This is a genomic window from Burkholderia cepacia (assembly GCF_001718835.1).
GTDB lineage: Bacteria > Pseudomonadota > Gammaproteobacteria > Burkholderiales > Burkholderiaceae > Burkholderia > Burkholderia cepacia_F.
The window spans coordinates 1,510,484-1,534,284 of the sequence record NZ_CP013443.1; the positions used below are offsets into that span (position 1 = coordinate 1,510,484).

Sequence of the window (23,801 nt, forward strand, 5' to 3'; positions counted from 1 at the left end):
CGCGGTGCACGCGTTCGCGCTCCAGGCCTTCAACGGCCTCAGCTACGGCTTGCTGCTGTTCATGCTGTCGGCCGGCCTCACGCTGATCTTCAGCGTGCAGGGCGTGCTCAACTTCGCACACGCGAGCTTCTACATGCTCGGCGCGTATGTCGGCTACAGCATCGCGGCGTACGCGGGCTTCTGGCCCGCGCTGGTCCTCGCACCGCTCGCGGTCGGGCTGCTCGGCGCCGGCTGCGAACGCACGCTGCTGCGCCGCGTCCAGGCGCGCGGCCATACGAGCGAACTGCTGCTGACCTTCGGCCTCGCGTACCTGATCGGCGAGGGCGCGAAACTCGTGTGGGGCCTGGCGCCGCTGCCGGCCCCCGTGCCGGCGCTGCTCGACGGCGCGCCCGTGACCGTCTTCGGCCTCGCGCTGCCGCGCTACCGGCTGTTCATGATGGGGATGTCCGCGGCGATGCTCGTCGCGCTCGGCGCGTTGTTGCGCGCGTCGCGCATCGGGCTCGTCGTGCGTGCGGCACTCACGCACCGGGCGGCCGTCGAGGCGCTCGGCTACGACGTGCCGCGCGTGATGACGGCGCTGTTCGGTGCGGGTACCGCGCTGGCGGCGCTGGCCGGCGTGATCGGTGCGCCGCTTGCGGTGATCGAGCCCGCGCTCGCCGAGACGGTCGGGTCGGTCGTGTTCGCGGTCGTCGTGATCGGCGGGCTCGGTTCGCTCGGCGGCGCGTTCGTCGCGTCGCTCGCGGTCGGCTTCGCGCAGACCTTCGCGGCCGCGAGCGACACGTCGCTGCGCGACCTCGCGCAGTGGGCCGGCATCGCGCTGCCCGACAGCGTGGCCGCGGTGTCGATCGCGCAGCTCGCGCCGCTGGTGCCGTACCTGCTGCTCGTCGCGGTGCTGGTCGCGCGGCCGCGCGGGCTGTTCGGCGAGCGCGCCGATGCGTAGCCGCACGCTCGCCGCCGGTCTGGCGCGCTGGTCGCTGTTTGCCGCGTGCGTCGCGCTGCCCGCGTGGCTGTGGCCGCATGGTGCGGTGCTCGGCTATCTCGCGCAGACGGCCGCGCTCGTCGTGCTCGCGCTGTCGTACAACCTGCAGCTCGGCACGACCGGGCTGCTGTCGTTCGGGCACGCGGCGTTCGCGGGCCTCGGCGCGTTCGCGGCCGCGCACTGGTTCAACCGCTTCGGCGGCCCGCTGCCGCTGTTGCCGCTCGTCGGCGGCATGGCCGGTGCCGGTTTCGGCTTCTTGGCCGGGCTGCTCGCGACGCGCCGTGCGGGCACCGCGTTCGCGATGATCACGCTCGGGCTCGGCGAATGCGTCGCGGCTGCCGCGTGGAGCGTACCCGCGTGGTTCGGCGGAATCGGCGGCGTGCCGATCGACCGCGCGAGCGGCACGCCGTGGGGCGGCTGGCATTTCGGCGCACCGGCGCAGGCGTATGCGGTCATCGCCGCGTGGTGCATCGCGTCGGCGTGGGCCATGCACGCGCTGACGCGCATGCCGCTCGCGCGGCTCGCGAACGCGGTGCGCGACAACCCCGCGCGCGTCGCCGCGCTCGGCACCGATCCGCGCCGCGTGCGGCTCGCGATGGTCACCTGCGCGTCGTTCTTCGCGGGCGTCGCCGGCACGCTGACGCTGATCGACGTCGAAATCGCGACGCCCGACAGCGTGTCGATGGCGCGTTCGGCGACCGTGCTGATCGCCGCGGTGATCGGCGGCACCGGTACGTTCTTCGGGCCGGCCGCCGGCGCCGCCGTGCTGACCCTGCTGAGCATCGTCGTCGCGGGCGTGTCGCGCGCGTGGGCGCTGTATCTCGGCGTGCTGTTCGTCGCGATCGTCGTGGCCGCGCCGCGCGGGCTCGCGGGCGTCGCGGCGGACGTCGCGCACGCGCTGCGGCCCGGCGCGCGCAAGGGCGAACGCGCGGCGCTGCTGCATGGCGTCGCGGCGAGCCTGTGCGGGGGCGTCGCGATCGTCTGCGCGGCCGAGCTCGGTTATGCGTGGCGCTTCGCGCAGGACGGCGGCGCGCCGGTCGCGTTCGGCGCGTGGCAGGTCGATGCGGGCGCGCCGTTCGGCTGGGCGGTCGCGCTCGCGGCGGCGGGGCTCGGCGCGCTGCTGTGGCGCCGGCGCGGCCGGATCGTGCGCGACATGTCCAGCGTGCACGGAACGCAAGGCGCGCCGCGATGAACGGCGCCGCGCTCGCCCTGCACGGCATCACGCAGCGCTTCGGCGCGCAGACCGTGCTCGACGGCGTCGAGCTGAGCATCGCGGCCGGCGAGCGCCATGCGCTGATCGGGCCGAACGGCGCGGGCAAGTCGACGCTGTTCGACGTGATCGCCGGTGCGACGCGACTCACGCGCGGGCGCGTGGTGCTGCACGGCGTCGACCTGCGCGGGCGCGGGCCGGTCGTCGCGAGCCGCCTCGGCATCGGCCGCAGTTTCCAGCAGACGAGTGCGTTCGCGCGGCTGACCGTATTCGACAACCTGCGCTGCGCGGCGCTGCATGCGCCCGCCGAACGGCGGCGCTGGTGGAACCGGCTGCGCGAATCGGCCTCGGTCGATCTCGCGGCCGCGCGCGTGCTGCACGACATCGGGCTCGATGCGCGGCGCGGCACGCTGGCCGCCGAACTGAGCTATGCGGAACAGCGCGCGCTCGATCTCGGGATCGCGCTCGCGAGCGGTGCGCGCACGCTTCTGCTCGACGAACCGACGGCCGGCATGAGCCGCGAGCAGGCGGCGCGGATGATCGCACTGATCCGCGCGACGACGCAGGGCCGCACGGTGCTGATGATCGAGCACGACATGGACGCGGTGTTCGGCTTCGCCGAACGCATCACGGTGCTCGTGCGCGGCGCGGTGGTCGCGACCGGCGCGCCCGATGCAATCCGTGCCGATTCGCGCGTGCGCGCCGCATATCTGGGCGAGGGGCGGGCATGAGCGCACTGCTGGACATTCGCGGCCTGCGCGCGTGGTACGGCCTGCAACCCGTGCTCGACGGCGTCGATCTTGCGCTTGCACCGGGCGAGACGCTCGCGCTGCTCGGCCGCAACGGCTCGGGGCGCTCGACGCTCGCGAAAGCCGTGATGGGGCTCGTGCGCACGGCCGGCTCGGTGCGCATCGCCGGCGTCGAATGCGTGGGCGCGCGCACGTTCGAGATCGCGCGGCGCGGTGTCGCTTACGTCGCCGAAAGCCGCGACGTGTTCCCGCTGCTGACGGTGCGCGACAACCTGAGGCTCGGGCTGCGCGGCGCCGGCGGTGCGGCCGAACGCGCGGCGCTCGAACGGCTGTTCGACCGCTTTCCGCTGCTGTCCGCGCGCGCGGACGTGAAAGCCGGGCGGCTGTCGGGCGGCGAACAACAGGTGCTCGCGCTGGTGCGGGCGCTGGCCGGCCGCCCGCGCGTGCTGATCGTCGACGAACCGGCCGAAGGCCTCGCGCCGCTCGCGGTCGACGAAGTCGGCGCGTGCCTGGCCGCGCTGCAGGCCGACGGCGTCGCGATCCTGCTGATCGAACAGCGGCTGCAGTTCGCGCCGCGGCTCGCGCGGCGCGTCGCGGTGATGGGGCGCGGACGGATCGTCTACGACGGCGCGCTCGACGGCCTGGGCGGCGAGATTACCGACGCGTGGCTGAGCGTGGGGTGACGACGGGCGGCGGATTGTTCGGCTGGCCCAGCCAGTCAATTCGCGGCGAGCCGCTTTATCGCCGCCGGGCGGACGCCTAGAGTGACACCGTCGCCGGCTCGTCGCGTCGCAGCGGCAGCCGGTGCGATCCATCGTGCATCATCAGACTGAGGAATGAAATCATGAGCAAGCTGGCAGGCAAGGTCGCGATCGTCACGGGCGGATCGAAGGGCATCGGCGCGGCGATCGCGAAGGCACTGGCCGCCGAAGGCGCGTCGGTCGTCGTCAACTACGCGAGCAGCAAGGCGGGTGCCGACGCGGTCGTCGGCGCGATCGTCGAAGCGGGCGGCCGCGCGGTCGCGGTGGGCGGCGACGTGTCGAAGGCAGCCGACGCGCAGCGCATCGTCGATACGGCGATCGACACGTACGGCCGTCTCGACGTGCTCGTCAACAATTCAGGCGTGTACGAATTCGCGCCGATCGAGGCGATCACCGAAGAGCACTATCGCCGACAGTTCGACACGAACGTGTTCGGCGTGCTGCTGACGACGCAGGCAGCCGTCAAGCATCTCGGCGAAGGCGCGAGCATCATCAACATCAGCTCGGTGGTGACCAGCATCACGCCGCCCGCCAGCGCCGTCTACAGCGGCACCAAGGGCGCGGTCGACGCGATCACCGGCGTGCTCGCGCTCGAACTCGGCCCGCGCAAGATTCGCGTGAACGCGATCAACCCGGGGATGATCGTGACCGAGGGCACCCACAGCGCGGGCATCATCGGTTCGGATCTCGACAAGCAGGTGCGCAGCGAGACGCCGCTCGGCCGCCTCGGCGAGCCGGACGACATCGCGTCGGTGGCCGTGTTCCTCGCGTCGGACGACGCACGCTGGATGACCGGCGAGCATCTCGTCGTGAGCGGCGGCCTGAACTGAGCCAAAGGGCCGGCCCGCGCGCATCCCGCTACTTCTGCTCGAGCATCCATTCGTGCGCGGGGTCGTTCTTGAACGCCCACGCGCGGCTCGGCCCGGCCATCACGTTCAGGTAATACGACTCGTAGCCGTAGGGCACGACGACCGGGTGATAGCCGCGCGGCACCAGCACGACGTCGTGGTCGCACGCGGCCATCGATTCGTCGAGGTCGCGTTCGTCGGTGTACACGCGCTGGAACGCGAAACCCTGCGGCGGATGCACGCGGTGATAGTAGGTTTCCTCGAGCGAGCTCTCGAACGGCACGTTGTCGGTGTCGTGCTTGTGCGGCGGATAGCTCGACGAATGCCCGGACGGCGTGCGCACCTCGACGACGAGCAGCGCTTCGGCGGGCTCCGTCTGCGGAAGGATGTCGCAGACGTAGCGCGTATTCGCGCCCGCGCCGCGCACCGAGCGCTTCATCTGCGACGGCTTGATCACGCGCGCCGGATATTTCCCGGTCGCGGGCGCGGTCGCGACGCCGAGCTCGGCCGCGCGCGACGCCGCGACCGTGACGCGCACGCCCGGCGGCAGATACAGCGCATACGGCGCGACGCCGTCGAACACGCTGTCGCGCGAGCCGAGATCGGTCCAGCGCGTGCCGTCTTCCGCGGTGATGTCGACGCTGCCGGTCAGCACGACGATGCACGTCTCGCGCGCGGCTTCGTGCAATTCGACCGATTCGCCGGCCACGAGCCGATACGCGGTGAAGCCGACATGCCGCCAATGCGCGGATTCCGGCGTGACGCGCGCGATCGTCGGTCCGTCCTGTGCGCCTTTGACCAGCAGGCTCATGCCGCCTCCGTGTGCGAATCGAGCGGCGCGTCGACGAGCGCGCGCAGCGAGTCGTAGCCCTTCTTCGCATACGCATAGCTCGGCGCGACGGCCGGATCCTGCTCGGCCTCGACGACGAGCCAGCCGCGATAGCCGTGCCGCTTCAGCAGGTCGATCAGCGTCGCGAAGTCGATTGCGCCGTCGCCCGGCACCGTGAACGCGCCGTTGATCACCGCGTCGAGAAAGCTCCAGTTGCGGTTGCGCGCGAGCCGGATCACGGCCGGCCGCACGTCCTTGCAATGCACGTGGCACACGCGCGCGATGTGGCGCTTCAGCACCTCGGCCGGATTGCCGCCCGCGAACGTGATGTGGCCCGCGTCGAACAGCAGGCCGACCGCGTCGCTCGTCGCGGCCATCAGCCGGTCGACGTCGTCGGGCGACTCGACGTACGCGCCCATGTGATGGTGATACGCGACGCGCACGCCGCGGCTCAGCGTGTAGCGCGCGAACGCGTCGAGCCGCTCCGCGTAGCCGTCCCATTGCGCGTCGGTCGTGAAGCGCGGCCGCTGATACAGCGGCACGGGCGCGCCCTGGATCGTGTCGGCGACTTCGCCGTAGACCATCACGGTCGCGCCGTTCTGCGCGAGCAGGTCGAGATGCGGATCGACCGCGGCGATTTCGTCGTCGACGCTGCGCTGCGCGAGGCGGCCCGAGTACCAGCCGGACACGAGCGACAGGCCGTATTCGCCGAGCAGCGCCTTGAGCGCCTGCGGCTCGCGCGGGAACTTGTTGCCGAGCTCGAAGCCTTCGTAGCCGATGTCGCGGCCTTCGGTCAGCGCGACCGCGAGCGGCGTCTCGCCGCCGAGCGACGGCAGGTCGTCGTTCATCCACGACAGGGGATTGATACCGATGCGGAATTCGAATGGATTCATGCTGGAGATCCTGAACGGGAGAGGGCGCCCGTGCGGGCGGCGACCTGCTTGTCATACGCGCTGCGCGCGTCGCGCACCGCTTCGCGCGACGACACTTCGGGCACCGCGACTTCCCACCACCAGCCGCCTTCGGCCGTGGTGCGCGCGGGATCGGTGTCGATGCAGATCACATAGGTGCGGTCCGCGGCGCGCGCGCGCTGCAGCGCGGCGTCGAGCGCCGCGACGCCGGCGACGTGCTCCGCTTGCGCGCCGAGCGCGCGCGCATGCGCGGCGAAGTCGATCGCCGGCGCGCCGAGCGGGCCTTGCAGGCAATCGTCGAGCAGGTTGTTGAACGGCGCGCCGCCGCATGCCTGCTGCAGCCGGTTGATGCAGCCGTAGCCGCGGTTGTCGAGCACGACGACGATCAGCTTCGCGCCGAGCATCACCGACGTCGCGATCTCGCTGTTCATCATCAGGTAGCTGCCGTCGCCGACGATCACGATCACTTCGCGCGCGGGCCGCGCGAGCTTCGCGCCGAGGCCGCCCGCGACCTCGTAGCCCATGCACGAGTAGCCGTATTCGACGTGGTACGCGCCCGGCCGCCCCGCGCGCCACAGCTTGTGCAGTTCGGCCGGCAGCGTGCCGGCCGCGCACACGACGATGTCGGCGTCCGGCGACGCGCGATGCGAGCGCTGCACCGCGCCGATCACGTCGGCGTCGTACGGCAGCGCGCCCGCGCGCGGCGGCGCGTGCGTGATGCGCGACACCGCATCGCGCCACCCGGCCGCGAGTTCGTGCGCGCGCGCGGTCCACGCGCGCTCGGCGGACCAGTCGTCGAGCAGCGCATCGAGCGCGTCGAGCGCCGCGCACGCGTCGGCTTCGACTGCGCACGCGTGATGCTTGAGTGCGTCGAACGCGTTCGCGTTGATGCCGATCACCGTTGCGTCCTTCGCGAACAGCGTATTCGAGCCGGTCGTGAAGTCCTGCAGCCGCGTGCCGACCGCGAACACCACGTCGGCCTGCGCGGCCGCGCGGTTCGCGGCGGGCGAGCCCGTCACGCCGAGCGCACCCGCGTTGAGCGGATGGTCCCAGCGCAGCGCACCCTTGCCGGCCTGCGTCTCGCCGACCGGGATGCCGCGCTGTTTCGCGAACGCGGCGAGCGCGTGCGTGGCGCCTTCGCTGTACAGTACACCGCCGCCCGCGACGATGAACGGCCGGCGCGCGGCGCGCAGCGTCGCGAGCGCGGCTTCGAGCTCGGCGGGCACGGGCGCGGGCGCATGGAACGACACGGTGCGCGGCGCGAAGAACGCGGCCGGATAGTCGTAGGCCATCGCCTGCACGTCCTGCGGCAGCGCGAGCGTGACCGGGCCGCACTGCGCGGCGTCGGTCAGCACGCGCAGCGCGCGCGGCAGCGCGGTCAGGAGTTGCGCGGGATGGACGATGCGGTCGAAGTAGCGCGACACGGGCCGGAGCGTGTCGTTCGCCGACACGCCGCCGTCGCGGCCGTCCTCGACCTGTTGCAGCACGGGATCGGGCAGGCGCGACACGAACACGTCGCCGGGCAGCAGCAGCAGCGGCAGCCGGCCGACGTGCGCGAGCGCGGCGGAGGTCAGCATGTTGGTCGCGCCGGGGCCGATGCTCGACGTCGCCGCCATCATCCGCTGGCGGAAGTGCGCCTTCGCATACGCGATCGCGCTGTGCGCCATCGCCTGCTCGTTGTGCGCGCGATAGGTCGGCAGCACGTCGCGGTGCTGGTACAGCGCCTCGCCGAGCCCGGCCACGTTGCCGTGGCCGAAGATCGCGAACACGCCGCCGAACAGCGGCTCGGTGGCGCCGCTGCCGTCGCCGGTGTCGACCCGCTGCGCGGCCAGGTAGCGCACGAGCGCCTGCGCGGCGGTCAGGCGGATCGTGCCGTTGGAGGATGCGTTCACGATAGGCTCCTGAAGGGAGACGCCGAAGGGCGCGGGATGATGCATCGGGCCTCCTTACGCGACGCGGCGCGCGGCCGGCATGCCGTGACGCGCGGCGCGCCATGCGCCGATCAGCGTCTCGAACGTCGCGCGCACGCGGGCGACCAGCGCCGCGTCGTCGATCTCGCCGGCGAGCCACGCGCGGCTCGGCTCGTGGAAGATCGTGCGGCCGACCGTGAAGCCGCGGCAGCTCGCCGACGCCGCGGCGGCCGGAAAGCCGCGCGTCAATTCGTCGACGCTCGCCGACAGCCCGAGCAGCACGACGCCGCGGCAGTGCGGGTCGCGCTCGGCGATCAGCGCGTCGATCGCGTGCCATTGCGCGGCGTCGAGCGGCGCGAGCTTCCACCATTCAGGGTAGATGCCGAGGTTGTACAGGCGCTTCAACGCGCGATACACGACGTCGGGCCCTTGCGGCAGGTCCGCGCGGCGCGGCGGAATCATTTCCAGCAGCAGTTCGTTGCCGCTCGCCTGCACCGCGTCGTACAGCGTGCGCAGCTGCGTTTCCTGCTCGATGCGCTGCTCGATCGGCTCGTCCGGATGGAACTGCACGAGGCATTTCGCGACGTGCTCGTGCGGCCAGCTCGCGAGCGTCGTGCCCACCGAGCGGCCGTGGTCGAATTCGAGCGGCACCGAGCCCGGCAGCTCGACCGGGCGGCCGACCCACCAGCCGCGCCCGGTGGCGGCGTTCAGCGCGTCCTGGCCGTAGCGGTCGTCGATCAGCACGCCGATCCGGCCCGCGAGGCCGAGCTGCGCTTCGGTCTGCGCGACCGCGTCGACGAACAGGCGCTTCAGCGCGTCGATCCGTGCGAGCGGCGCGCCGGTCTGCTGCGCGAGCTCGAAGAACTGGTTGCGATGATCGAACGCGAAGCCGAGCACCTCGTCGCGCGGCACGCGCGGCGGCGTGACGCGATGCAGGTGCGCGAGCGTGTGGTCGAGATCGGGGCGGCGCATCTTCGCGGGATCGCGCTGCGCTTCTTCCAGGAAGTAGCGCAACTCGGCTGGCGTCGGCATAGCCGGCGAACAGCCGTGGCGCGATACGACGATCGCGCCGCACGCGTTCGCGATGCGCGCCGCTTCGTCGAGCGAACGGCCGCGCAGCCATTGCGACAGGAAGCCGGCCGCGAACGCGTCGCCCGCGCCGAGCACGTTCATCACGTCGACCTCGACGCCGCCGACGAGCGCCAGCGCGTCGAGCGACGCCGGCACCCGGCCTTCGACGATCGAGCAGCCGAGCGCGCCGCGCTTGACGACCAGCGTCGCGTTCGTGATGGCGCGCACCATCGCGAGCGCGTCGAGCAGCGTGTCCTTGCCGCCGGCTATGCGGAATTCCTCTTCGGTGCCGATGATCAGGTCGAACAGCGGCAGGATGCGCTGCAGGTGCGCGGTCACGCCTTCGTTCGCGATGAAGCGGGTCTCGCCGTCGGCCTTGCCGGTCAGGCCCCACAGCACGGGCCGGTAGTCGATGTCGAGCACCGTGCGTACCTGGTTGCGGCGCGCATGGTCGAGCGCGCGCCGGCTCGCGCGGTTCACCTGCTCGGTCGAGAAGTGGGTGCCGGTGATCAGCAGCGCCTTCGCGGACGCGATGAACGCCTCGTCGAAGTCGCCTTCGTCGAGCGCCATGTCCGCGCAGTTCTCGCGCACGAACAGCAGCGGGAACGTGTCGCGATCCTTCAGCCCGAGCAGCACCAGCGCGGTGAGGCGTTCGCGGTCGGTCTGCAGCTGGCTCGTGTCGCAGCCTTCGCGCTCGAGCGTCTCGCTCAGGAAACGCCCCATGTGGTCGTGGCCGACGCGCGACAGCATCGACGCTTTCAGGCCGAGCCGCGCGCAGCCGAACGCGACGTTGCCGGACGAGCCGCCGAGGTACTTCGCGAAGCTCGTCACGTCCTCGAGCCGCGCGCCGATCTGCTGCGCATAGAGGTCGACCGCGACGCGCCCGATGCAGATCACGTCGAGCGGCCGGTTCTGCGCAAAGGTGTGGGATGAGAGTGCCATGGAAAATCCTGGGTTAGATCACCGCGCCGTCGAGCTCGCTGATCATCTTCTGCATTTCGGCGCCGCCCGCCATCATGTCGAGCACTTCGTCCTTGCTGATCGTCTCTTTCGTGAAGGTGCCGAGCGAGCGGCCGCGATTGAGCAGCGTGAACGAATCGCCGATCGGGTACGCGTGATGCACGTTGTGCGTGATGAAGATCACCGAGATGCCTTTCGCGCGCGCGGTGTGGATCAGCTTCAGCACATTGAAGCTCTGCTTGACGCCGAGCGCGGCGGTCGGCTCGTCGAGGATCAGCACGCGCGCGCCGAAGTGGATCGCGCGCGCGATCGCGAGGCACTGCCGCTCGCCGCCCGACATCGTGCCGATCGGCTGGTGCGGGTCGCGCACGTGGATGCCCATCTCGGCGAGCTTCGCGCGCGCGATCTCGGCGCTCGTATCGAGGTCCATCACGTTGAGGAAGCCGAACAGCTTCTTCTGCGGCTCGCGGCCCATGAAGAAATTGCGCGCGACGGACAAGAGCGGCACGAGCGCGAGATCCTGGTAGACGGTCGCGATGCCGAGGTCGAGCGCGTCCTTCGGCGATTCGAAATGCACGGGCCGGCCGTCGACCAGGTACTGGCCCTCCGACGGCGCATGCACGCCCGCGAGCGTCTTGATCAGCGTCGACTTGCCGGCGCCGTTGTCGCCGAGCAGGCAGTGCACCTCGCCGCGCTTCAGGCGCAGCGTCACGTCCGACAGCGCGATCACCTTGCCGAAATACTTGCTGACGTTCTCGAGCGCGAGGATCGTGTCGTCGCCGGTCTGTACAGTGGACATGGCAAGCCTCCCGTTACGATTGCGACACGCGCCGGCGCACGTAGTGGTTGAACAGCACCGCGATCAGCAGCATCACGCCGAGGAACACGCGGAACCAGTCGGAGCTGATGTTGGTGTACGTGATGCCGATCTGCACGACGCCGAAGATCAGCGCGCCGAACGCGGCGCCGACCACCGAGCCGTAGCCGCCCGTGAGCAGCGTGCCGCCGATCACGGCCGCGATGATCGCCTCGAACTCCTTCTGCAGCCCGCGGTCCGCGGCGGCCGAGCCGATGTCGGCGACCTGCAGCACCGCGAACAGGCACGCGCAGAACGCGGTCAGCACGAACAGCGAGATCTTCACGCGGCGCACCGGCACGCCGACGTTCTTCGCGGCGTTCGCATCGCCGCCGACCGCGAGGATCCAGTTGCCGTAGCGCGTCTTCGCGAGCACGAACGCGCCGATCGCGGTGACGGCGAACCACCACAGGATCACCTTCGGCACGCCCGGCACCAGCGGCTCGCCGTTGTCGAGCGTGCGGCCGAGGCCGTGCTGCGCGAGCCAGCGGAACAGGTCGTGGAACGCGACGCCCTGGAACAGCGTGTGCGTGAGCCAGTCCTGATGGGCGATGTCGCCGAGCCCCGAGATGATCGTGCGATCCGCGAACATGATCGACAGCGCGAGCGTGAGGCCGCGCAGGATGAACAGGAACGCGAGCGTGACGATGAACGACGGCAGCCGCGTGCGCATTACGAGGTAGCCGTTCAGCGCGCCGAGCGCCATCGAGCCCGCGAACGCGAAGATCACCGCGCCCCAGATCGGCCAGTGGAAGTACGCGGTCGGGATCGCGACCATCATCCCCGCGAAGCCGATCATCGAGCCGATCGACAGGTCGAATTCGCCCGCGACCATCAGCAGGCACGCGCCGACCGCGAGGATGCCGAGGTAGGCCGCGACCTGCGACCAGTTCATGATGCCGTCGAGGTTGAACATGCCCGACCCGCCCGCGCCGAGCGCGAACACCACGAACACGAGCACGGTGCCGGAAATCGCGGCGAATTCGGGACGGTTGAGGAAGCGCTGGAACCACGCTTCGTTGCGCACGCGCTCGTCGGCGCGCGCCTCCGGCTGAGGCGAATGCGCGGACAGATGCTTACCGGCTACACCCATGATGTCTCCTTGATGCCCGGCGGGCGGGGCGGGGGCCCCCGCGTCGCCGGTGAAGCGCGCAGCGCTGCGCCGCGCGACGAACAGGCCCTGGGGTCAGCGATACTGGCCCGCGTACTTCACGACCTTGTCGAGGTTGTCCTTCGTGATGAAGCCGGGGCCCGAGCGGATGTTCTTCGGGCCGTACGACGGCTGCAGGCCGTAGGTCGACATGCGCGCCTGGAACTTCGGGTTCGCCTCGAGGAGCTGGCGGATCTTCGCGGGGTCGGTCGTCTTGTTCTTCCGCACGATCGCGAGCACGGCGACCGGGATGTAGCCCTGCAGGTACGGCTGCTGGTCGATCGCGAACTGGATCGTGCCCGCGCGGATCGCCTTCGCGATGTCGTCCGAGAAATCGAACGTCGCGAAGTAGAGCTTGCCGCCGAGCCCCATCTGCTGGACCGCCTTCAGCGACGCCGCGGCCGGCACCGGGCCGAGCGTGAGGATCGCCTGCGTGTTCGGGTGGTTGCGCAGGTACGCGCTGACCTTCGACTGGATCTCGGTCGGGTCCTGGCCCGAATCGATCGTCGAGGTCTTGTAGTCGGCGCCGATCGCGTCCGCGAAGCCGCGGCAGCGGTCGAACGACACGCTGTTGGTCGCGATGTGGTTCACGCACAGGAACGACTTCACGCCCGCGGCCTTCGCCTTCTCGCCGGCCGCGTGGCCCGCGAAGTATTCGGGCTGGCCGACGTGCATGATCGCGCCGAGCTGCGCGCTTTGTTCCTCGGTGCCCGAGTTGATCGTGACGAGCGGGATCTTCTTCGCGGTGACCTTGCCGAGCGAGTTCTTCAGCACGTCGTAGTCGGCGATCGTCGTGATCACGCCGTCGTAGTCGCGCGCGGCCGACTGCTCGATCAGACGCGCCATGTCCGCGATGTCGCCGTTCGGCGGATTGCGGTAGTCGGTCTTCACGTCGAAATCCTCGTCGGCCTGCCTGATCGCGTTCTTGATCGTGTTCCACCACGAATCGGAATCGGGCGCGTGGCTCACCAGCACGAAATGACCGTCGGCCTGCGCCGCCGGCGCGGCGAGCCCGGCCGCCGCGACGACGGCGAACGTTGCAGCGATGGCCCGGACGGCAGCCTTGCCCAAGCAAAGTCTCATGTCTCCACCTTTCTCTGTCTGTCGTTCTTGGATCGACGCGGCGCGGTGATGCGCGGTGATGCAAAGCCGCCGCGTTCACGAGCAAGCGTAGGTCAAGTCGACCGTGAATGCAAAGAAAATTTTATTTTTCGATTCGATGGAAAATCTGTTCCATTTCGGCGGGCGCGTGCCTATACTCGGTTCACGAAGGAGACGACACAACCCGGCGCGGGCGGCCCCGCCGCGCCTTGCGAGCCGACCATCCCATGCAAGACGATTCTTCCACTCCCGATGTCGCCGGCGCGACCGACGTCGATGCGCTGCTGCAGCGCATCACCGATGCCTACGATTCGCTGCCGCGGCAATTGAAGAGCATCGCGTCGTACATCGACGAGCACCGCGCGAGCGTGATGATGGACCGAACGAGCGACATCGCCGAGCGCTGCGGCGTGCATCCGTCCGCGGTCGTGCGCTTCGCGCAGCGCTTCGGCTTTTCCGGCTTTTCGGACCTGCAGGCGGTGTTCCGGGACGCGTACACGGGCCAGAACCCGACCGCGCAGAGCTACCAGCAGCGCATCCGCCGGCTGATCGACGAGACGGCCGGCCCGCTGTCGGGCGGCTCGGTCGCGCGCGAGTTCATCGACGCGTCGCGCGCGGGGCTCGACGAGCTCGCGGCCGGCCTCGACGACGGCCAGTTCGACGCGGCGGTGACGATGCTCGAGCGCGCCGAGAACATCTACGTGATCGGCGTGCGCCGCTCGTTTCCGGTCGCGAGCTACATCGTGTATGCGCTGCAGCATACGGCCAAGCGCGTGCATCTCGTGTCCGGCCTCGGCGGGATGTATCGCGAGCAGATCCGCAGCGTGCGCAAGGGCGACGTCGTGATCGCGATCAGCTTCGCGCCGTACGGCAAGGAAACCCAGTACTGCCTGCGGGCGGCGCGCCACAACCATGCGCAGACGCTGGTGATCACCGACAGCCGCCTGTCGCCGCTCGTGCGCGACGCGGGCGCCCATTTGCTGGTGAAGGAGGGGAGCGCGTTCGCGTTCCGTTCGCTGACCAGCACGATCTGCCTGTGCCAGGCGCTGTTCATCGCGCTCGCGTACCGGCTGGAATTGAACGTCGAAGAAGCGAAAGAGACTGGAGGATACGATGACTGACCAACGGGCGACCCTCGACGTCGCCGTGTTCGGCGCGGGCCGGATCGGCCGCATTCACGCAGGCAACCTCGCGCGCCAGCCGGGCGTGCGGCTCAAGTACGTCGTCGACGTGAACCGGGCGGCGGCCGACGCGCTCGCCGCGCAGCACGGCGCGCGCGCGGTCGATCGCGACGCGGCGCTCGGCGATCCGGCGGTCGGCGCGAGCGTCGTCTGCTCGAGCACCGACACGCACGCGGACCTGATCCTGCAGTCGGCCGCTGCGGGCAAGGCCGTGTTCTGCGAGAAGCCCGTCGACCTGGGCGTCGAGCGGGCCCGCGCGTGCGAGCAGGCGGTCGCGCAGGCGGGCGTCGTCTGCATGATCGGCTTCCAGCGCCGCTTCGACCCGACGTTCGCCGCGCTGAAGGCGCGCGTCGAGCGCGGCGAGATCGGCGCGCCGGAAATGCTGGTCGTCACGAGCCGCGACCCGGGCGCGCCGCCCGTCGACTACCTCCGCAGCTCGGGCGGCATCTTCAAGGACATGCTGATCCACGACTTCGACGTGTTCCGCTGGATCCTCGGCGACGACGCCGATACGATCCACGCGACCGGCAGCTGCCTGTCCGACCCGGCGATCGCCGATGCGGGCGACATCGATTCGACCGCCGTGACGATCCGCACGCGGCGCGGGCTGCTGTGCCAGATCAACACCGCGCGGCGCGCCGCATACGGCTACGACCAGCGTTTCGAGGTACTCGGCAGCAGCGGGATGCTGCAGGCCGGCAACGCGCGGCCGACCGAGGTGACCGGCTATTCGGCGCGCGCGGTGTCGACCGACCTGCCGGAGGCGTTCTTCCTCGAGCGCTATCGGGTGGCCTATGCGCGCGAGATCGAGCACTTCTTCGCGGCGGTCGCGCGCGGCGAGCCGGTGCGCACGACGATCGCCGACGGCGTGAAGGCGCTCGAGCTCGCGGAAGCTGCGACCCGTTCGTGGCGCGAAGGGCGCGCGATCCGGCTCGGCGGCGCGGACTGACCCGGGGAGGGCGAGCAGATGACTTCATCGATCCGACCCGCACCGGTGCGCATCGGCATCGCCGGCCTCGGCCGGCTCGGCCGCCGCCACGCGGAAAACCTCGCGCGCCGCGTGCCGGGTGCGGTGCTCGCGGCCGCGTGCAGCCCGGTCGCCGACGAATGCGCGTGGGCGCGCGACGCGCTCGGCGTGCCGCGCGTGCATGAGGATTTCGCGTCGTTCGTCGCCGATCCCGAGCTGGACGCGGTGTGGCTCGTCACGCCGTCGGCGCTGCACGCGGACCAGATCGTCGCCGCGCTCGCCGCGGGCAAGCACGTGTTCTGCGAGAAGCCGCTGTCGCTCGATCTCGCCGAGTGCGAGCGGGTGCTCGCGGAAGCGGCCGCGCGGCCGCACCTGCAGGCGACGATCGGCTTCATGCGCCGCTTCGATCCGAGCTATCGGGATGCCTACGCGCGGGTCGCGGCCGGGCAGATCGGCCGGCCGTTCCTGGTGCGCTCGCAGACCTGCGACCGGAACGACCCCGACGGCTTCTTCGTGCGTTTCGCGCCGACCTCCGGCGGGATCTTCCTCGACTGCACGGTGCACGACATCGACGTCGCGCGCTGGCTGCTCGGCGGGCCGCGCGCGAAGCGCGTGTTCGCGGCGGGCACGATCGCGCTGCACGACGGGCTGCGCGCGTGCGGCGATGTCGACAACGGCGTCGCGATCTGCGAGTTCGACGACGGGCGCCTCGCGATGTTCTACGCGTCGCGCACGATGGCGCACGGCAACGACACGCACTCGGACGTGATCGGCACGGCCGGCGCGCTGACGATCGGCGCGAACCCGCGCGCGAACCGCGTCGAGATCTACGACAAGTTCGGCATCCGCAATACGTGCACGCCGACCTTCTTCGAGCGCTTCGAGGAGGCGTTCCTGCTCGAGGCGCAGGCGTTCGTCGCGGCGATCAACGGTGCGCGCGACACCGGCGCGGCGACCCTTGCCGACGCGCTCGAGGCGACGCGGATCGGCCACGCGCTGCGCACGGCGCTCGAAACCGGCCGGTCGGTCGACCTGTAGCGGGCAGGGCGGCTGGAGGGGCGGGCTGCCCGGGGCTCCGGCAGCCCCGGCGGCGCTGCGGTAAAATCGCGGCTTCTTCCCGCGCCGCGTGTGGCGCGTCATTCGAAGGTCGACAGCCGATGCAGATTCACAAGGAAGTGGACGCGCGCGGGCTCAATTGCCCGTTGCCGATCCTGCGTGCCAAGAAAGCGCTCGCCGATATGGAAAGCGGGCAAATCCTCAAGGTGCTCGCGACCGATCCGGGTTCGCAGCGCGATTTCGCCGCGTTCGCGAAGCAGACGGGCAACGAGATCGTCGAATCGACGACGCAGGACAAGACCTTCGTGTTCCTGATGCGCCGCCGCTGACCGGCGCCGCCCGGTTCCGGCCGCGCCTGCGCTGGCGCGGCCGTGTTTCTGACAATTCTTAAACCTCGCTGTGCCGCACGCTACGTATACTGACCCGGCCGGTCGTCCGCACTCAACGGATGTCTCGGATGCGGTACGTCGATTCGAGGCGGGCACGGGGGCCATGCCTGACGCTACCGTCGTACAACGGGGAGAGGACATGTCCTTCAGACCAGGGACCATTCGAAGTCCGTCCGAAGCGAAACACACCGCGCCTGCGTGCGCAACCGGGTTGGGCCGAGTCGAGCTCGACCCGCAACGGGACCGCCACGCGCGTGCCGCGCTGGAGGCCTACGCGGATTCGGCCGCGGCCGAGATGCCGTGGCTGGCCGAGTGGCTGCGCGACGCGCTGCCGGACGGGGAAGCCGGCGTCACGCAGTGCACGGCGACCGTCGAGCGCGTGTTCGATCTGGCGCAGGCGTGGGCGGCGAGCCAGCCGGACTACGCGGCCGCCGCGTGGGAGCGTGTGCGTGGGCAGTTGCTGGGATTGCTGCGGCAGCCGTTGCTGCGGCAGCCGCGCGTGCGGGTCGACGAGCCGGCCGACGAGTCGGACGACTGCGCGGCGCCGGTCGATTAGGCGCGCCGATTGCGTTTCGGGAAGGATTATTCGAAGAAAGGGCTGCCTGCCGCGCAATTTATTGGCGAATTTCATACTACTATGATGAAATCGCCGGTTCGTCCGTGCCCCGTTTTTGAGATATAGGCCGGGTTCGTCCGCTCGTGCGCGTGGTGCGCGCCGCGGTGAGCGCGAGGAGTCGAACTGGATTTCGATTTGCGGGGTGCTATGAGAATTGCTGTACTGGATGACGATCCGGCCCAGACGGATTTCGTCAGTCAAACGCTGACGGCCGTCGGCCATACGTGCTATGCGTTCAAGGAAGGCAAGGCCCTGAAGAAGCGGCTGCAGCGCGAGACCTTCGATCTGCTGGTGCTCGACTGGAACGTGCCCGACATGTCCGGCGAGGAAGTGCTGAAGTGGGTGCGTGCGAATCAGACCGAGCACAGCCTGCCGATCATCTTCATGACGAGCCGTGACGACGAGGCGGGGATCACGCAGATCCTCAACGCCGGCGCCGACGATTACGTGGTCAAGCCCGTGTCGGGCCCGATCCTGCGTGCGCGCATCGGCTCGCTGCTGCGCCGCGCGTATCCGGTCAACGCCGAGGCGACCGTTCGCGAGTTCGACCAGTTCCGTTTCGACGTGAACCTGAAGCAGGCCTACGTCGGCGACAAGGCCGTGAGCCTCACGCAGAAGGAATTCGAGCTCGCGCTGCTGCTGTTCCAGCACCTCGACCGGCCGCTGTCGCGCGCGCACATTCTCGACCTCGTGTGGAAGCAGGCGACCGACATCCCGTCGCGCACGATGGATACGCACATCTCGATGCTGCGCACCAAGCTCGGCCTGCGGCCCGAAAACGGCTATCGCCTCGCGCCGATCTACGGCTACGGCTACCGGCTCGAGCGGGTCGGCCAGGGAGAACCGGAGTGATCATGGGGAGCGCCCAACGCACGTCAGGCGCGCCGGGGCTGCGCGCGGCGCGTTTGCGCGCCGCGGCCCTCGGCGCGGCGTGCCTGCTCGCGGCGGCCGTCGCGGCCCAGCCGGCGGCCGCGCAATCGCGGCCCCGCGCGGCCGGCAAGACGGTCGTCTATACGACACGCGCCGGCGACACGCTGTACGACGTCGCCGCGCGCTACCTGCAGGGCGCGGACGACTGGCGGCTGCTGCAGCAGATCAACGGCGTACCCGCGCCGAAGCACCTGCAGCCCGGCATCGCGCTGAAGCTGCCGGTGGCGCGTCTGCGCAAGGAGCAGCTTTCCGTGCGCATCGTCGCGGTGCAGGGGACGGCCGAACGCGCGTCCGGCGACGCTTACGCGCCGCTCGCGAACGACGCGACGCTCGCCGAGGGCGATCGCGTGCGCACGGGTCCGAACGGCTTCGTGACGCTCGAGCTCGCCGACGGCACGCACATGAGCCTGCCGCCCGACAGCCAGCTCGACCTGAAGGCGCTGCGCCGCACGGTGCTGACCGGTACGCTCGATCGTGAGTTCGAGCTCACGCGCGGCTCGGTCGACAGCGAGGTCACCCACCTGAAGAAGCGCGACGACCGCTTCCAGATCCGTTCGCCGTCGGTCGTGGCCGGCGTGCGCGGCACGCACTTTCGCGTGAATTACGACGCGGCCGGCAGTGCGTCGACGCGCGTGGAAGTGCTCGATGGCGCGGTGGGCGTCGCGCGCAGCCAGCGTCCGGCGGACGCGACGCTCGTGCATGCGAATTTCGGCAGCGTCGCGACATCGTCCGGCACGGTCGGCGCGCCCGTCGAACTGCTGCCCGCACCGGCGCTCGTGGCGCCGGCCAAGGTGCAGGACGAGCCCGACGTCGCATTCGAGATCGCGCCGCTTGACCGCGCACGCGCGTATCACGTGCAGCTGGCGCGCGACGCCGGGCTGCTCGACCTGTTCAGCCAGACCCGCACGGATACGCCGCGCGCGGTGTTCCGCAACGTGCCGAACGGCACGTATTTCGTGCGGGTCGCCGCGATCGACGCGAACGGCCTCGAGGGCCGGCCGCGCACGTATGCGTTCGAGCGCCGCGTGATGGGACTCGACGCGAGCGCGTCGCCCGGTGCCGGCGGCTACGAGTTCCGCTGGTCGCCGAACGGCGCGGCCGCGAATGCACGCTACCGGTTCGTGCTGTCGCGCTCGAAGGACCTGAGCGCACCGGTCGTCGACCAGGTCGGCCTGCATGCGCGCCAGATCACCGTCGCGCACCTGCCGCCGGGCGACTATTTCTGGGCCGTGACCGTCGAGGAATTCGAAGGCGGCAAGTTCTACGAGAAGACCAGTCCGGTCAGCGCGTTCACGCTGTCGCGCTGATCCGCGGCGCATGAAACCCGACTCCGTTTCCCCGCGGCGGCGCCTCGGCCGCCGCTTCCTGATCGAATGGATCGCGATCGGCTGCCTCGGGATCGCGGTGATCCTCGCGTGCGCGCTCGGCCGCCTGTCGACGAGCGTCGACGGCCTGATCTACGATCGGCTGCTGATGCTGCGCAGCCTGCCGCTGTCGCCCGACGTGGTGGTCGTCGACATCGACAACCAGAGCGTGTCCGCACTCGGCCGCTGGCCGTGGTCGCGCGACGTGCACGCGCGGCTGCTCGACACGCTGGCGCGCGCGCAGCCGGCCGCCGTCGTCTACGACGTGCTGTTTACCGAACCGTCCGCGGAGGATCGCGCGTTCGCGGACGCGATGAGCCACGTGCCGACCTTCCTGCCCGTGCTGCTGAGCCCCGAACAGGCGGACGGCACGCGCGCGGTCGATCCGCCGGTGGCCGCGCTCGCGGCGCGCGCGGTCGGGCTCGGCCACATCAACCTCGAAGTCGACCCCGACGGTATCGTACGCAGCGTCGCGCTGTTCGAAAGCGACGGCCGCGTGCGCTGGCCGCAACTGATGGTGCCCGTGTATCGTGCGATCCAGGGCGGCCGGCTGCATCCGGTCGGCGGCGTGCCCGGTGCGCACGCGCACGACCTGTCGCGCGACGCGGCGGGCGAGGGCCGCTACCTGATCCCGTTCAGCCGCAACACGCCCGCGTATCCGACGCTGTCGTTCGACGACGTGCTCGAAGGGCGCGTGAAGCCCGACGCGCTGCGCGGCAAGATCGTCGTCGTCGGCGTGACGGCGTCGGGGCTGTACGACCGCTTCGCGACGCCCGTGTCCGGCGAGTTCGGGCCGCTCGCCGGCGTGTACATCCACGCCAACGTGCTCGACATGCTGGCGACCGGCAGCGCGATCTCGCCGGCGTCGCGCGCCGGGCTGTTCGCCGCGTCGCTGCTGCCGCTCGCCGTGCTGCTGGGCGGCTTCCTGATGCTGTCGCCGTGGCGCGCGCTGCTGCTCACGCTGAGCCTTGCCGGGCTCGCCGTCGTCGCGAGCATGGCGCTGCTGTTCGAGGCGCGCATCTGGCTGTCGCCGGCGCCCGCGATCTTCGGGCTGGTCGCCGTCTACCCGATCTGGAACTGGCGGCGCCTGGAAATGACGATGTCGTACTTGCGCCGCGAGCTGCAGCGGCTCGCCGACGAGCCGCACCTGCTGCCCGAGGTACCGCGCACGCGCAGCGTCGGCGGCGACGTGCTCGAGCGGCAGATGGCGCTGATGGCGCAAGCCGCGCAGCGCGTGCAGGACATGAAGCGCTTCGTGTGGGACAGCCTCGACAGCATGCCCGAACCGATCTTCGTGACCGACCTGGCCGGCACCGTGCTGATTGCGAACCATGCGGCCAAGCGCTACGGGTCGCGCCTGTTGCTGCCGCTGCCGGAAGGGCGGCCGCTGCGCACCGCGCTCGGCGAGCTGACGTTCATGAAGACCGTCGACGGCAATGCGGAACACGACGTGGCGATCCGCGAGCACTGGCCGGCCGTGCTCGACCCGACGCTCGAGGCCGAGCACGACGCGATGGCGCGCGGCATCGAGGTGCGCGATCGCGACGGGCTCGACCATCTGCTACGCTACGCGGCCTGCACGAACGCGCAGGGCCGCGTGACGGGCTGGATCGCCGGTCTCGTCGACGTGACCGACCTGCATGCGGCCGAGCGGCAGCGCGAGGAAGCGCTGCACCTGCTGTCGCACGACATGCGCTCGCCGCAGTCGTCGATTCTCGCGCTCGTCGAAATCGAGCGGCAGCGCGTCGAGTCCGACGACGTGCGCGGGCTGCTCGCGCGGATCGAACGCTATGCGCACCGCGCGCTGTCGCTGGCCGACGAGTTCGTGCAGCTGGCACGCGCGGAGTCGCAGGTGTATCAGCTCGAAGTGACGAGCCTCGTCGACGTGCTGATCGATGCGAGCGACGAAGTGTGGCCGCAGGCGCAGGCGAAGCGCATCCGCGTCGATACCGACGTCGGAACCGACATGTGCTGGGTGCGCGCGGATCGCTCGCTGATCACGCGCGCGTTCGTGAACCTGTTGAACAATGCGGTCAAATACAGTCCGTCCGATACCGTGATCACGTGTACGCTGGCGGTCGAGCATGCGTCGAAACGGATGTTCTGTACGATTCGCGATCAGGGGTACGGCATTGCGCCGGAAGATCAGCGGCATCTGTTCGAGCGTTTCAAGCGGTTCCATGCCGGCGAGCGGCCCGAAATCTCGGGGTCCGGGCTCGGCATGGCATTCGTGAAGACGGTCGTCACGCGCCATGGGGGCAGCGTGTCGGTCGACAGCGAAGTGGGTGTCGGCACCGCGGTGACGGTGTCGCTGCCCGCGATCGACGAGCCGTCCGCCTGACAGGGCCGGGCACGACGGCAGGCATTTGGGGAAAGCCATGAGAAAGGAATGGGCAGCGGCCGCGCTGGCGGCGTCGCTGTTGACGGGTTGCGCCGGCGTGACGAGCGGCGTGAGTGCGGTCGGGCAGCCGAACGCGTTCGCATCCGACGCACACGGCTACGATTTCGTGCGGACGGCCGCGCAGGCCGACGATGCCGAATACCGGCAGATCGAGACGCTCGTGCGCGACGAGCTCGCGCACCACGGCTTCGATGCGAAACCGCTCAAGGACGCGCGCTACCGGCTGTCGGTCGCCTACGCGACGCAGCCGACGGCGGTCGCGGCCGTCGCCGACCAGTGCGGTGCGGCGAGCAGCGCGTGCGTGACCGTCGACGGGCCGTCGCCGCTCGCGCTGCCGTTCGCCGGCAAGGTATACCGCCACGTGCTGACGCTGCGGTTCGTCGACGCGAAGTCGGGGGCCGACGTCTATCGCGTGACGGCGTCGCTGCGCGATCGCGAGCCGGGCACGCAGCAGGCCGCGCCGGCGCTCGTGAAGAGCGCGCTCGCGAAGGTGCCGTTCGACGCGGGCAATGGCTGGCTCGTCAAGACGAAAAAAGACGACGCGGGCGGGATGCCGGGCGTCGTCTCGGTGAAGCCGGCCGAAGCGCGCTGAGCGCCGGCCGGTGAGGCGAGGGCGGGGCCCGCCGGAGCGAGCCCTCGTGCCCTTGCCGCGTTCAGTCGGCCGGGTGTGCGCCGTCGCGCGTGCGCAGGTACGCGTCGAATTCCGCGCCGACTTCCGCGTGGCGCAGCGCGAATTCGACCGTCGCCTTCAGGTAGCCGAGCTTGCTGCCGCAGTCGTAGCGCGTGCCCTGGTACTTGTAGGCCAGCACCTGTTCATCGGCGAGCAGCGCCTGGATCGCGTCGGTGAGTTGCAGCTCGCCGCCCGCGCCGGGCTTCAGCGCGCGCAGGTGCTCGAAGATCCGCGGCTTCAGGATGTAGCGGCCGACCACGCCGAGGTTCGACGGCGCGACTTCCGGCGCCGGCTTTTCGACGATCGCCGACATCTTGACGATCGACTCCTCCCACTCCTTGCCGTCGACGATCCCGTACGACTTCGTCTCCGACGGCGGGATCTCTTCGACGCCGATCACCGAGCTGTGATAGTGGTCGAACACGTCGACCATCTGCTTCATCACGGGCGGGTTGCCGTCGAGCAGGTCGTCGGCGAGGATCACCGCGAACGGGTTGTCCGCCACGAGCTTTTCCGCGCACAGCACCGCATGGCCGAGGCCCAGCGCTTCCGGCTGGCGCACGTAGAAGCAGTCGACATGGCTCGGCTTGATGCTGCGCACGAGCTCGAGCAGCTTCTCCTTGCCGCGCGCCTCGAGTTCGGCCTCGACCTCGTACGACTTGTCGAAGTGATCCTCGATCGCGCGCTTGCTGCGCCCGGTCACGAAGATCATCTCGGTGATGCCCGCGGCGATCGCTTCCTCGACCGCGTACTGGATCAGCGGCTTGTCGACGACCGGCAGCATTTCCTTCGGGCTCGCTTTCGTTGCCGGGAGGAACCGCGTGCCGAGACCGGCGACGGGGAATACCGCCTTGGTGACTTTCAACATGATCGAACCTTTATTCCTGTAATC

At 70.2% G+C, this 23,801-nt stretch carries 22 protein-coding genes; 14 read left to right on the plus strand and 8 right to left on the minus strand.

The features are described 5' to 3' along the window. Positions 1-4: 4 nt before the first annotated feature. The 5 genes from WT26_RS10385 to WT26_RS10405 all read left to right on the plus strand — a co-directional run bounded on the left by WT26_RS10385 (position 5) and on the right by WT26_RS10405 (position 4,529). A complete protein-coding gene (locus WT26_RS10385) occupies positions 5-940 on the plus strand; it encodes a branched-chain amino acid ABC transporter permease (protein WP_059526902.1) in 936 nt (311 codons plus the stop codon). Then, positions 933-2,171 (plus strand): branched-chain amino acid ABC transporter permease, encoded by a 1,239-nt coding sequence (locus WT26_RS10390; RefSeq protein ID WP_069272799.1) that lies wholly within the window; start codon positions 933-935, stop codon positions 2,169-2,171. The genes WT26_RS10385 and WT26_RS10390 overlap by 8 nt, the downstream gene beginning before the upstream one ends. Next, positions 2,168-2,920, plus strand: coding sequence for an ABC transporter ATP-binding protein (locus tag WT26_RS10395; RefSeq protein WP_069272800.1), 753 nt, complete (start codon positions 2,168-2,170; stop codon positions 2,918-2,920). Before WT26_RS10390 ends, WT26_RS10395 begins: the two co-directional genes overlap by 4 nt. Then, a complete protein-coding gene (locus WT26_RS10400) occupies positions 2,917-3,621 on the plus strand; it encodes an ABC transporter ATP-binding protein (RefSeq protein ID WP_069272801.1) in 705 nt (234 codons plus the stop codon). The genes WT26_RS10395 and WT26_RS10400 overlap by 4 nt, the downstream gene beginning before the upstream one ends. Before the next feature lie 161 nt (positions 3,622-3,782). Further along, positions 3,783-4,529, plus strand: coding sequence for a glucose 1-dehydrogenase (locus WT26_RS10405; RefSeq protein WP_021162382.1), 747 nt, complete (start codon positions 3,783-3,785; stop codon positions 4,527-4,529). Positions 4,530-4,557: 28 nt separating this feature from the next. Here the strand turns inward: WT26_RS10405 and iolB are convergent, their stop codons facing one another. The 7 genes from iolB to WT26_RS10440 form a co-directional block, all read right to left on the minus strand. Beyond that, the gene (gene iolB, locus WT26_RS10410; RefSeq protein WP_069272802.1) at positions 4,558-5,358 is read right to left on the minus strand and encodes a 5-deoxy-glucuronate isomerase; all 801 of its coding nucleotides are present in this window, start codon (positions 5,356-5,358) and stop codon (positions 4,558-4,560) included. Continuing rightward, on the minus strand, positions 5,355-6,269 hold the full coding sequence (gene iolE / locus WT26_RS10415) for a myo-inosose-2 dehydratase (RefSeq protein ID WP_069272803.1): 915 nt from the start codon (positions 6,267-6,269) through the stop codon (positions 5,355-5,357). The genes iolB and iolE overlap by 4 nt, the downstream gene beginning before the upstream one ends. Next, positions 6,266-8,224 (minus strand): 3D-(3,5/4)-trihydroxycyclohexane-1,2-dione acylhydrolase (decyclizing), encoded by a 1,959-nt coding sequence (gene iolD, locus WT26_RS10420; RefSeq protein WP_069272804.1) that lies wholly within the window; start codon positions 8,222-8,224, stop codon positions 6,266-6,268. The genes iolE and iolD overlap by 4 nt, the downstream gene beginning before the upstream one ends. A gap of 9 nt (positions 8,225-8,233) precedes the next feature. Then, positions 8,234-10,210, minus strand: a complete 1,977-nt coding sequence (locus WT26_RS10425; RefSeq protein ID WP_069272805.1) for a bifunctional 5-dehydro-2-deoxygluconokinase/5-dehydro-2-deoxyphosphogluconate aldolase — start codon at positions 10,208-10,210, stop codon at positions 8,234-8,236. 13 nt (positions 10,211-10,223) lie between these two features. Then, positions 10,224-11,027 (minus strand): ATP-binding cassette domain-containing protein, encoded by an 804-nt coding sequence (locus WT26_RS10430; RefSeq protein ID WP_042583757.1) that lies wholly within the window; start codon positions 11,025-11,027, stop codon positions 10,224-10,226. Between the two features lie 13 nt (positions 11,028-11,040). Beyond that, positions 11,041-12,177, minus strand: a complete 1,137-nt coding sequence (locus tag WT26_RS10435) for an ABC transporter permease (protein WP_069270087.1) — start codon at positions 12,175-12,177, stop codon at positions 11,041-11,043. A gap of 93 nt (positions 12,178-12,270) precedes the next feature. Further along, the gene (locus WT26_RS10440) at positions 12,271-13,317 is read right to left on the minus strand and encodes a sugar ABC transporter substrate-binding protein (protein ID WP_059716061.1); all 1,047 of its coding nucleotides are present in this window, start codon (positions 13,315-13,317) and stop codon (positions 12,271-12,273) included. A gap of 245 nt (positions 13,318-13,562) precedes the next feature. Here WT26_RS10440 and WT26_RS10445 point away from each other — a divergent pair, with 245 nt between their 5' ends. The 9 genes from WT26_RS10445 to WT26_RS10485 all read left to right on the plus strand — a co-directional run bounded on the left by WT26_RS10445 (position 13,563) and on the right by WT26_RS10485 (position 22,831). Beyond that, the gene (locus WT26_RS10445; RefSeq protein ID WP_059827327.1) at positions 13,563-14,456 is read left to right on the plus strand and encodes a MurR/RpiR family transcriptional regulator; all 894 of its coding nucleotides are present in this window, start codon (positions 13,563-13,565) and stop codon (positions 14,454-14,456) included. Continuing rightward, the gene (gene iolG / locus WT26_RS10450) at positions 14,449-15,465 is read left to right on the plus strand and encodes an inositol 2-dehydrogenase (protein WP_069272806.1); all 1,017 of its coding nucleotides are present in this window, start codon (positions 14,449-14,451) and stop codon (positions 15,463-15,465) included. Before WT26_RS10445 ends, iolG begins: the two co-directional genes overlap by 8 nt. A gap of 18 nt (positions 15,466-15,483) precedes the next feature. Beyond that, entirely contained in the window at positions 15,484-16,521 is a 1,038-nt protein-coding gene (locus WT26_RS10455; RefSeq protein ID WP_059483618.1) for a Gfo/Idh/MocA family oxidoreductase, read from the plus strand. Positions 16,522-16,640: 119 nt separating this feature from the next. Then, a complete protein-coding gene (locus WT26_RS10460) occupies positions 16,641-16,868 on the plus strand; it encodes a sulfurtransferase TusA family protein (RefSeq protein WP_006402122.1) in 228 nt (75 codons plus the stop codon). Between the two features lie 199 nt (positions 16,869-17,067). After that, complete coding sequence (locus WT26_RS10465; RefSeq protein ID WP_069273729.1) at positions 17,068-17,484, plus strand: hypothetical protein; 417 nt, start codon at positions 17,068-17,070, stop codon at positions 17,482-17,484. 207 nt (positions 17,485-17,691) lie between these two features. Next, the gene (locus tag WT26_RS10470; protein WP_006490421.1) at positions 17,692-18,396 is read left to right on the plus strand and encodes a response regulator transcription factor; all 705 of its coding nucleotides are present in this window, start codon (positions 17,692-17,694) and stop codon (positions 18,394-18,396) included. A 2-nt stretch (positions 18,397-18,398) separates the two neighbouring features. Beyond that, the gene (locus WT26_RS10475; RefSeq protein WP_069272807.1) at positions 18,399-19,781 is read left to right on the plus strand and encodes a FecR family protein; all 1,383 of its coding nucleotides are present in this window, start codon (positions 18,399-18,401) and stop codon (positions 19,779-19,781) included. A gap of 10 nt (positions 19,782-19,791) precedes the next feature. Further along, positions 19,792-22,179 (plus strand): CHASE2 domain-containing protein, encoded by a 2,388-nt coding sequence (locus tag WT26_RS10480; RefSeq protein WP_069272808.1) that lies wholly within the window; start codon positions 19,792-19,794, stop codon positions 22,177-22,179. Between the two features lie 37 nt (positions 22,180-22,216). Beyond that, entirely contained in the window at positions 22,217-22,831 is a 615-nt protein-coding gene (locus tag WT26_RS10485) for a DUF4136 domain-containing protein (RefSeq protein ID WP_069272809.1), read from the plus strand. Between the two features lie 61 nt (positions 22,832-22,892). Here the strand turns inward: WT26_RS10485 and galU are convergent, their stop codons facing one another. Beyond that, positions 22,893-23,777: a UTP--glucose-1-phosphate uridylyltransferase GalU gene (gene galU / locus WT26_RS10490; protein WP_059666237.1), complete on the minus strand. Its 885-nt coding sequence runs from the start codon at positions 23,775-23,777 to the stop codon at positions 22,893-22,895. Positions 23,778-23,801: the final 24 nt, after the last annotated feature.

Excerpts from the sequence above, each read along its gene's own strand:
- WT26_RS10390 (WP_069272799.1), top strand. The coding sequence starts at position 933 with ATGCGTAGCCGCACGCTCGCCGCCGGTCTGGCGCGCTGGTCGCTGTTT.
- WT26_RS10465 (WP_069273729.1), top strand. The coding sequence starts at position 17,068 with ATGTCCTTCAGACCAGGGACCATTCGAAGTCCGTCCGAAGCGAAACAC.
- WT26_RS10430 (WP_042583757.1), bottom strand. The coding sequence starts at position 11,027 with ATGTCCACTGTACAGACCGGCGACGACACGATCCTCGCGCTCGAGAAC.
- WT26_RS10470 (WP_006490421.1), top strand. The coding sequence starts at position 17,692 with ATGAGAATTGCTGTACTGGATGACGATCCGGCCCAGACGGATTTCGTC.
- WT26_RS10475 (WP_069272807.1), top strand. The coding sequence starts at position 18,399 with ATGGGGAGCGCCCAACGCACGTCAGGCGCGCCGGGGCTGCGCGCGGCG.
- galU (WP_059666237.1), bottom strand. The coding sequence starts at position 23,777 with ATGTTGAAAGTCACCAAGGCGGTATTCCCCGTCGCCGGTCTCGGCACG.
- WT26_RS10455 (WP_059483618.1), top strand. The coding sequence starts at position 15,484 with ATGACTTCATCGATCCGACCCGCACCGGTGCGCATCGGCATCGCCGGC.
- iolB (WP_069272802.1), bottom strand. The coding sequence starts at position 5,358 with ATGAGCCTGCTGGTCAAAGGCGCACAGGACGGACCGACGATCGCGCGC.
- WT26_RS10400 (WP_069272801.1), top strand. The coding sequence starts at position 2,917 with ATGAGCGCACTGCTGGACATTCGCGGCCTGCGCGCGTGGTACGGCCTG.
- WT26_RS10425 (WP_069272805.1), bottom strand. The coding sequence starts at position 10,210 with ATGGCACTCTCATCCCACACCTTTGCGCAGAACCGGCCGCTCGACGTG.
- WT26_RS10480 (WP_069272808.1), top strand. The coding sequence starts at position 19,792 with ATGAAACCCGACTCCGTTTCCCCGCGGCGGCGCCTCGGCCGCCGCTTC.
- WT26_RS10445 (WP_059827327.1), top strand. The coding sequence starts at position 13,563 with ATGCAAGACGATTCTTCCACTCCCGATGTCGCCGGCGCGACCGACGTC.
- WT26_RS10435 (WP_069270087.1), bottom strand. The coding sequence starts at position 12,177 with ATGGGTGTAGCCGGTAAGCATCTGTCCGCGCATTCGCCTCAGCCGGAG.
- WT26_RS10460 (WP_006402122.1), top strand. The coding sequence starts at position 16,641 with ATGCAGATTCACAAGGAAGTGGACGCGCGCGGGCTCAATTGCCCGTTG.
- WT26_RS10395 (WP_069272800.1), top strand. The coding sequence starts at position 2,168 with ATGAACGGCGCCGCGCTCGCCCTGCACGGCATCACGCAGCGCTTCGGC.
- WT26_RS10440 (WP_059716061.1), bottom strand. The coding sequence starts at position 13,317 with ATGAGACTTTGCTTGGGCAAGGCTGCCGTCCGGGCCATCGCTGCAACG.
- iolG (WP_069272806.1), top strand. The coding sequence starts at position 14,449 with ATGACTGACCAACGGGCGACCCTCGACGTCGCCGTGTTCGGCGCGGGC.
- WT26_RS10405 (WP_021162382.1), top strand. The coding sequence starts at position 3,783 with ATGAGCAAGCTGGCAGGCAAGGTCGCGATCGTCACGGGCGGATCGAAG.
- iolE (WP_069272803.1), bottom strand. The coding sequence starts at position 6,269 with ATGAATCCATTCGAATTCCGCATCGGTATCAATCCCCTGTCGTGGATG.
- iolD (WP_069272804.1), bottom strand. The coding sequence starts at position 8,224 with ATGCATCATCCCGCGCCCTTCGGCGTCTCCCTTCAGGAGCCTATCGTG.
- WT26_RS10485 (WP_069272809.1), top strand. The coding sequence starts at position 22,217 with ATGAGAAAGGAATGGGCAGCGGCCGCGCTGGCGGCGTCGCTGTTGACG.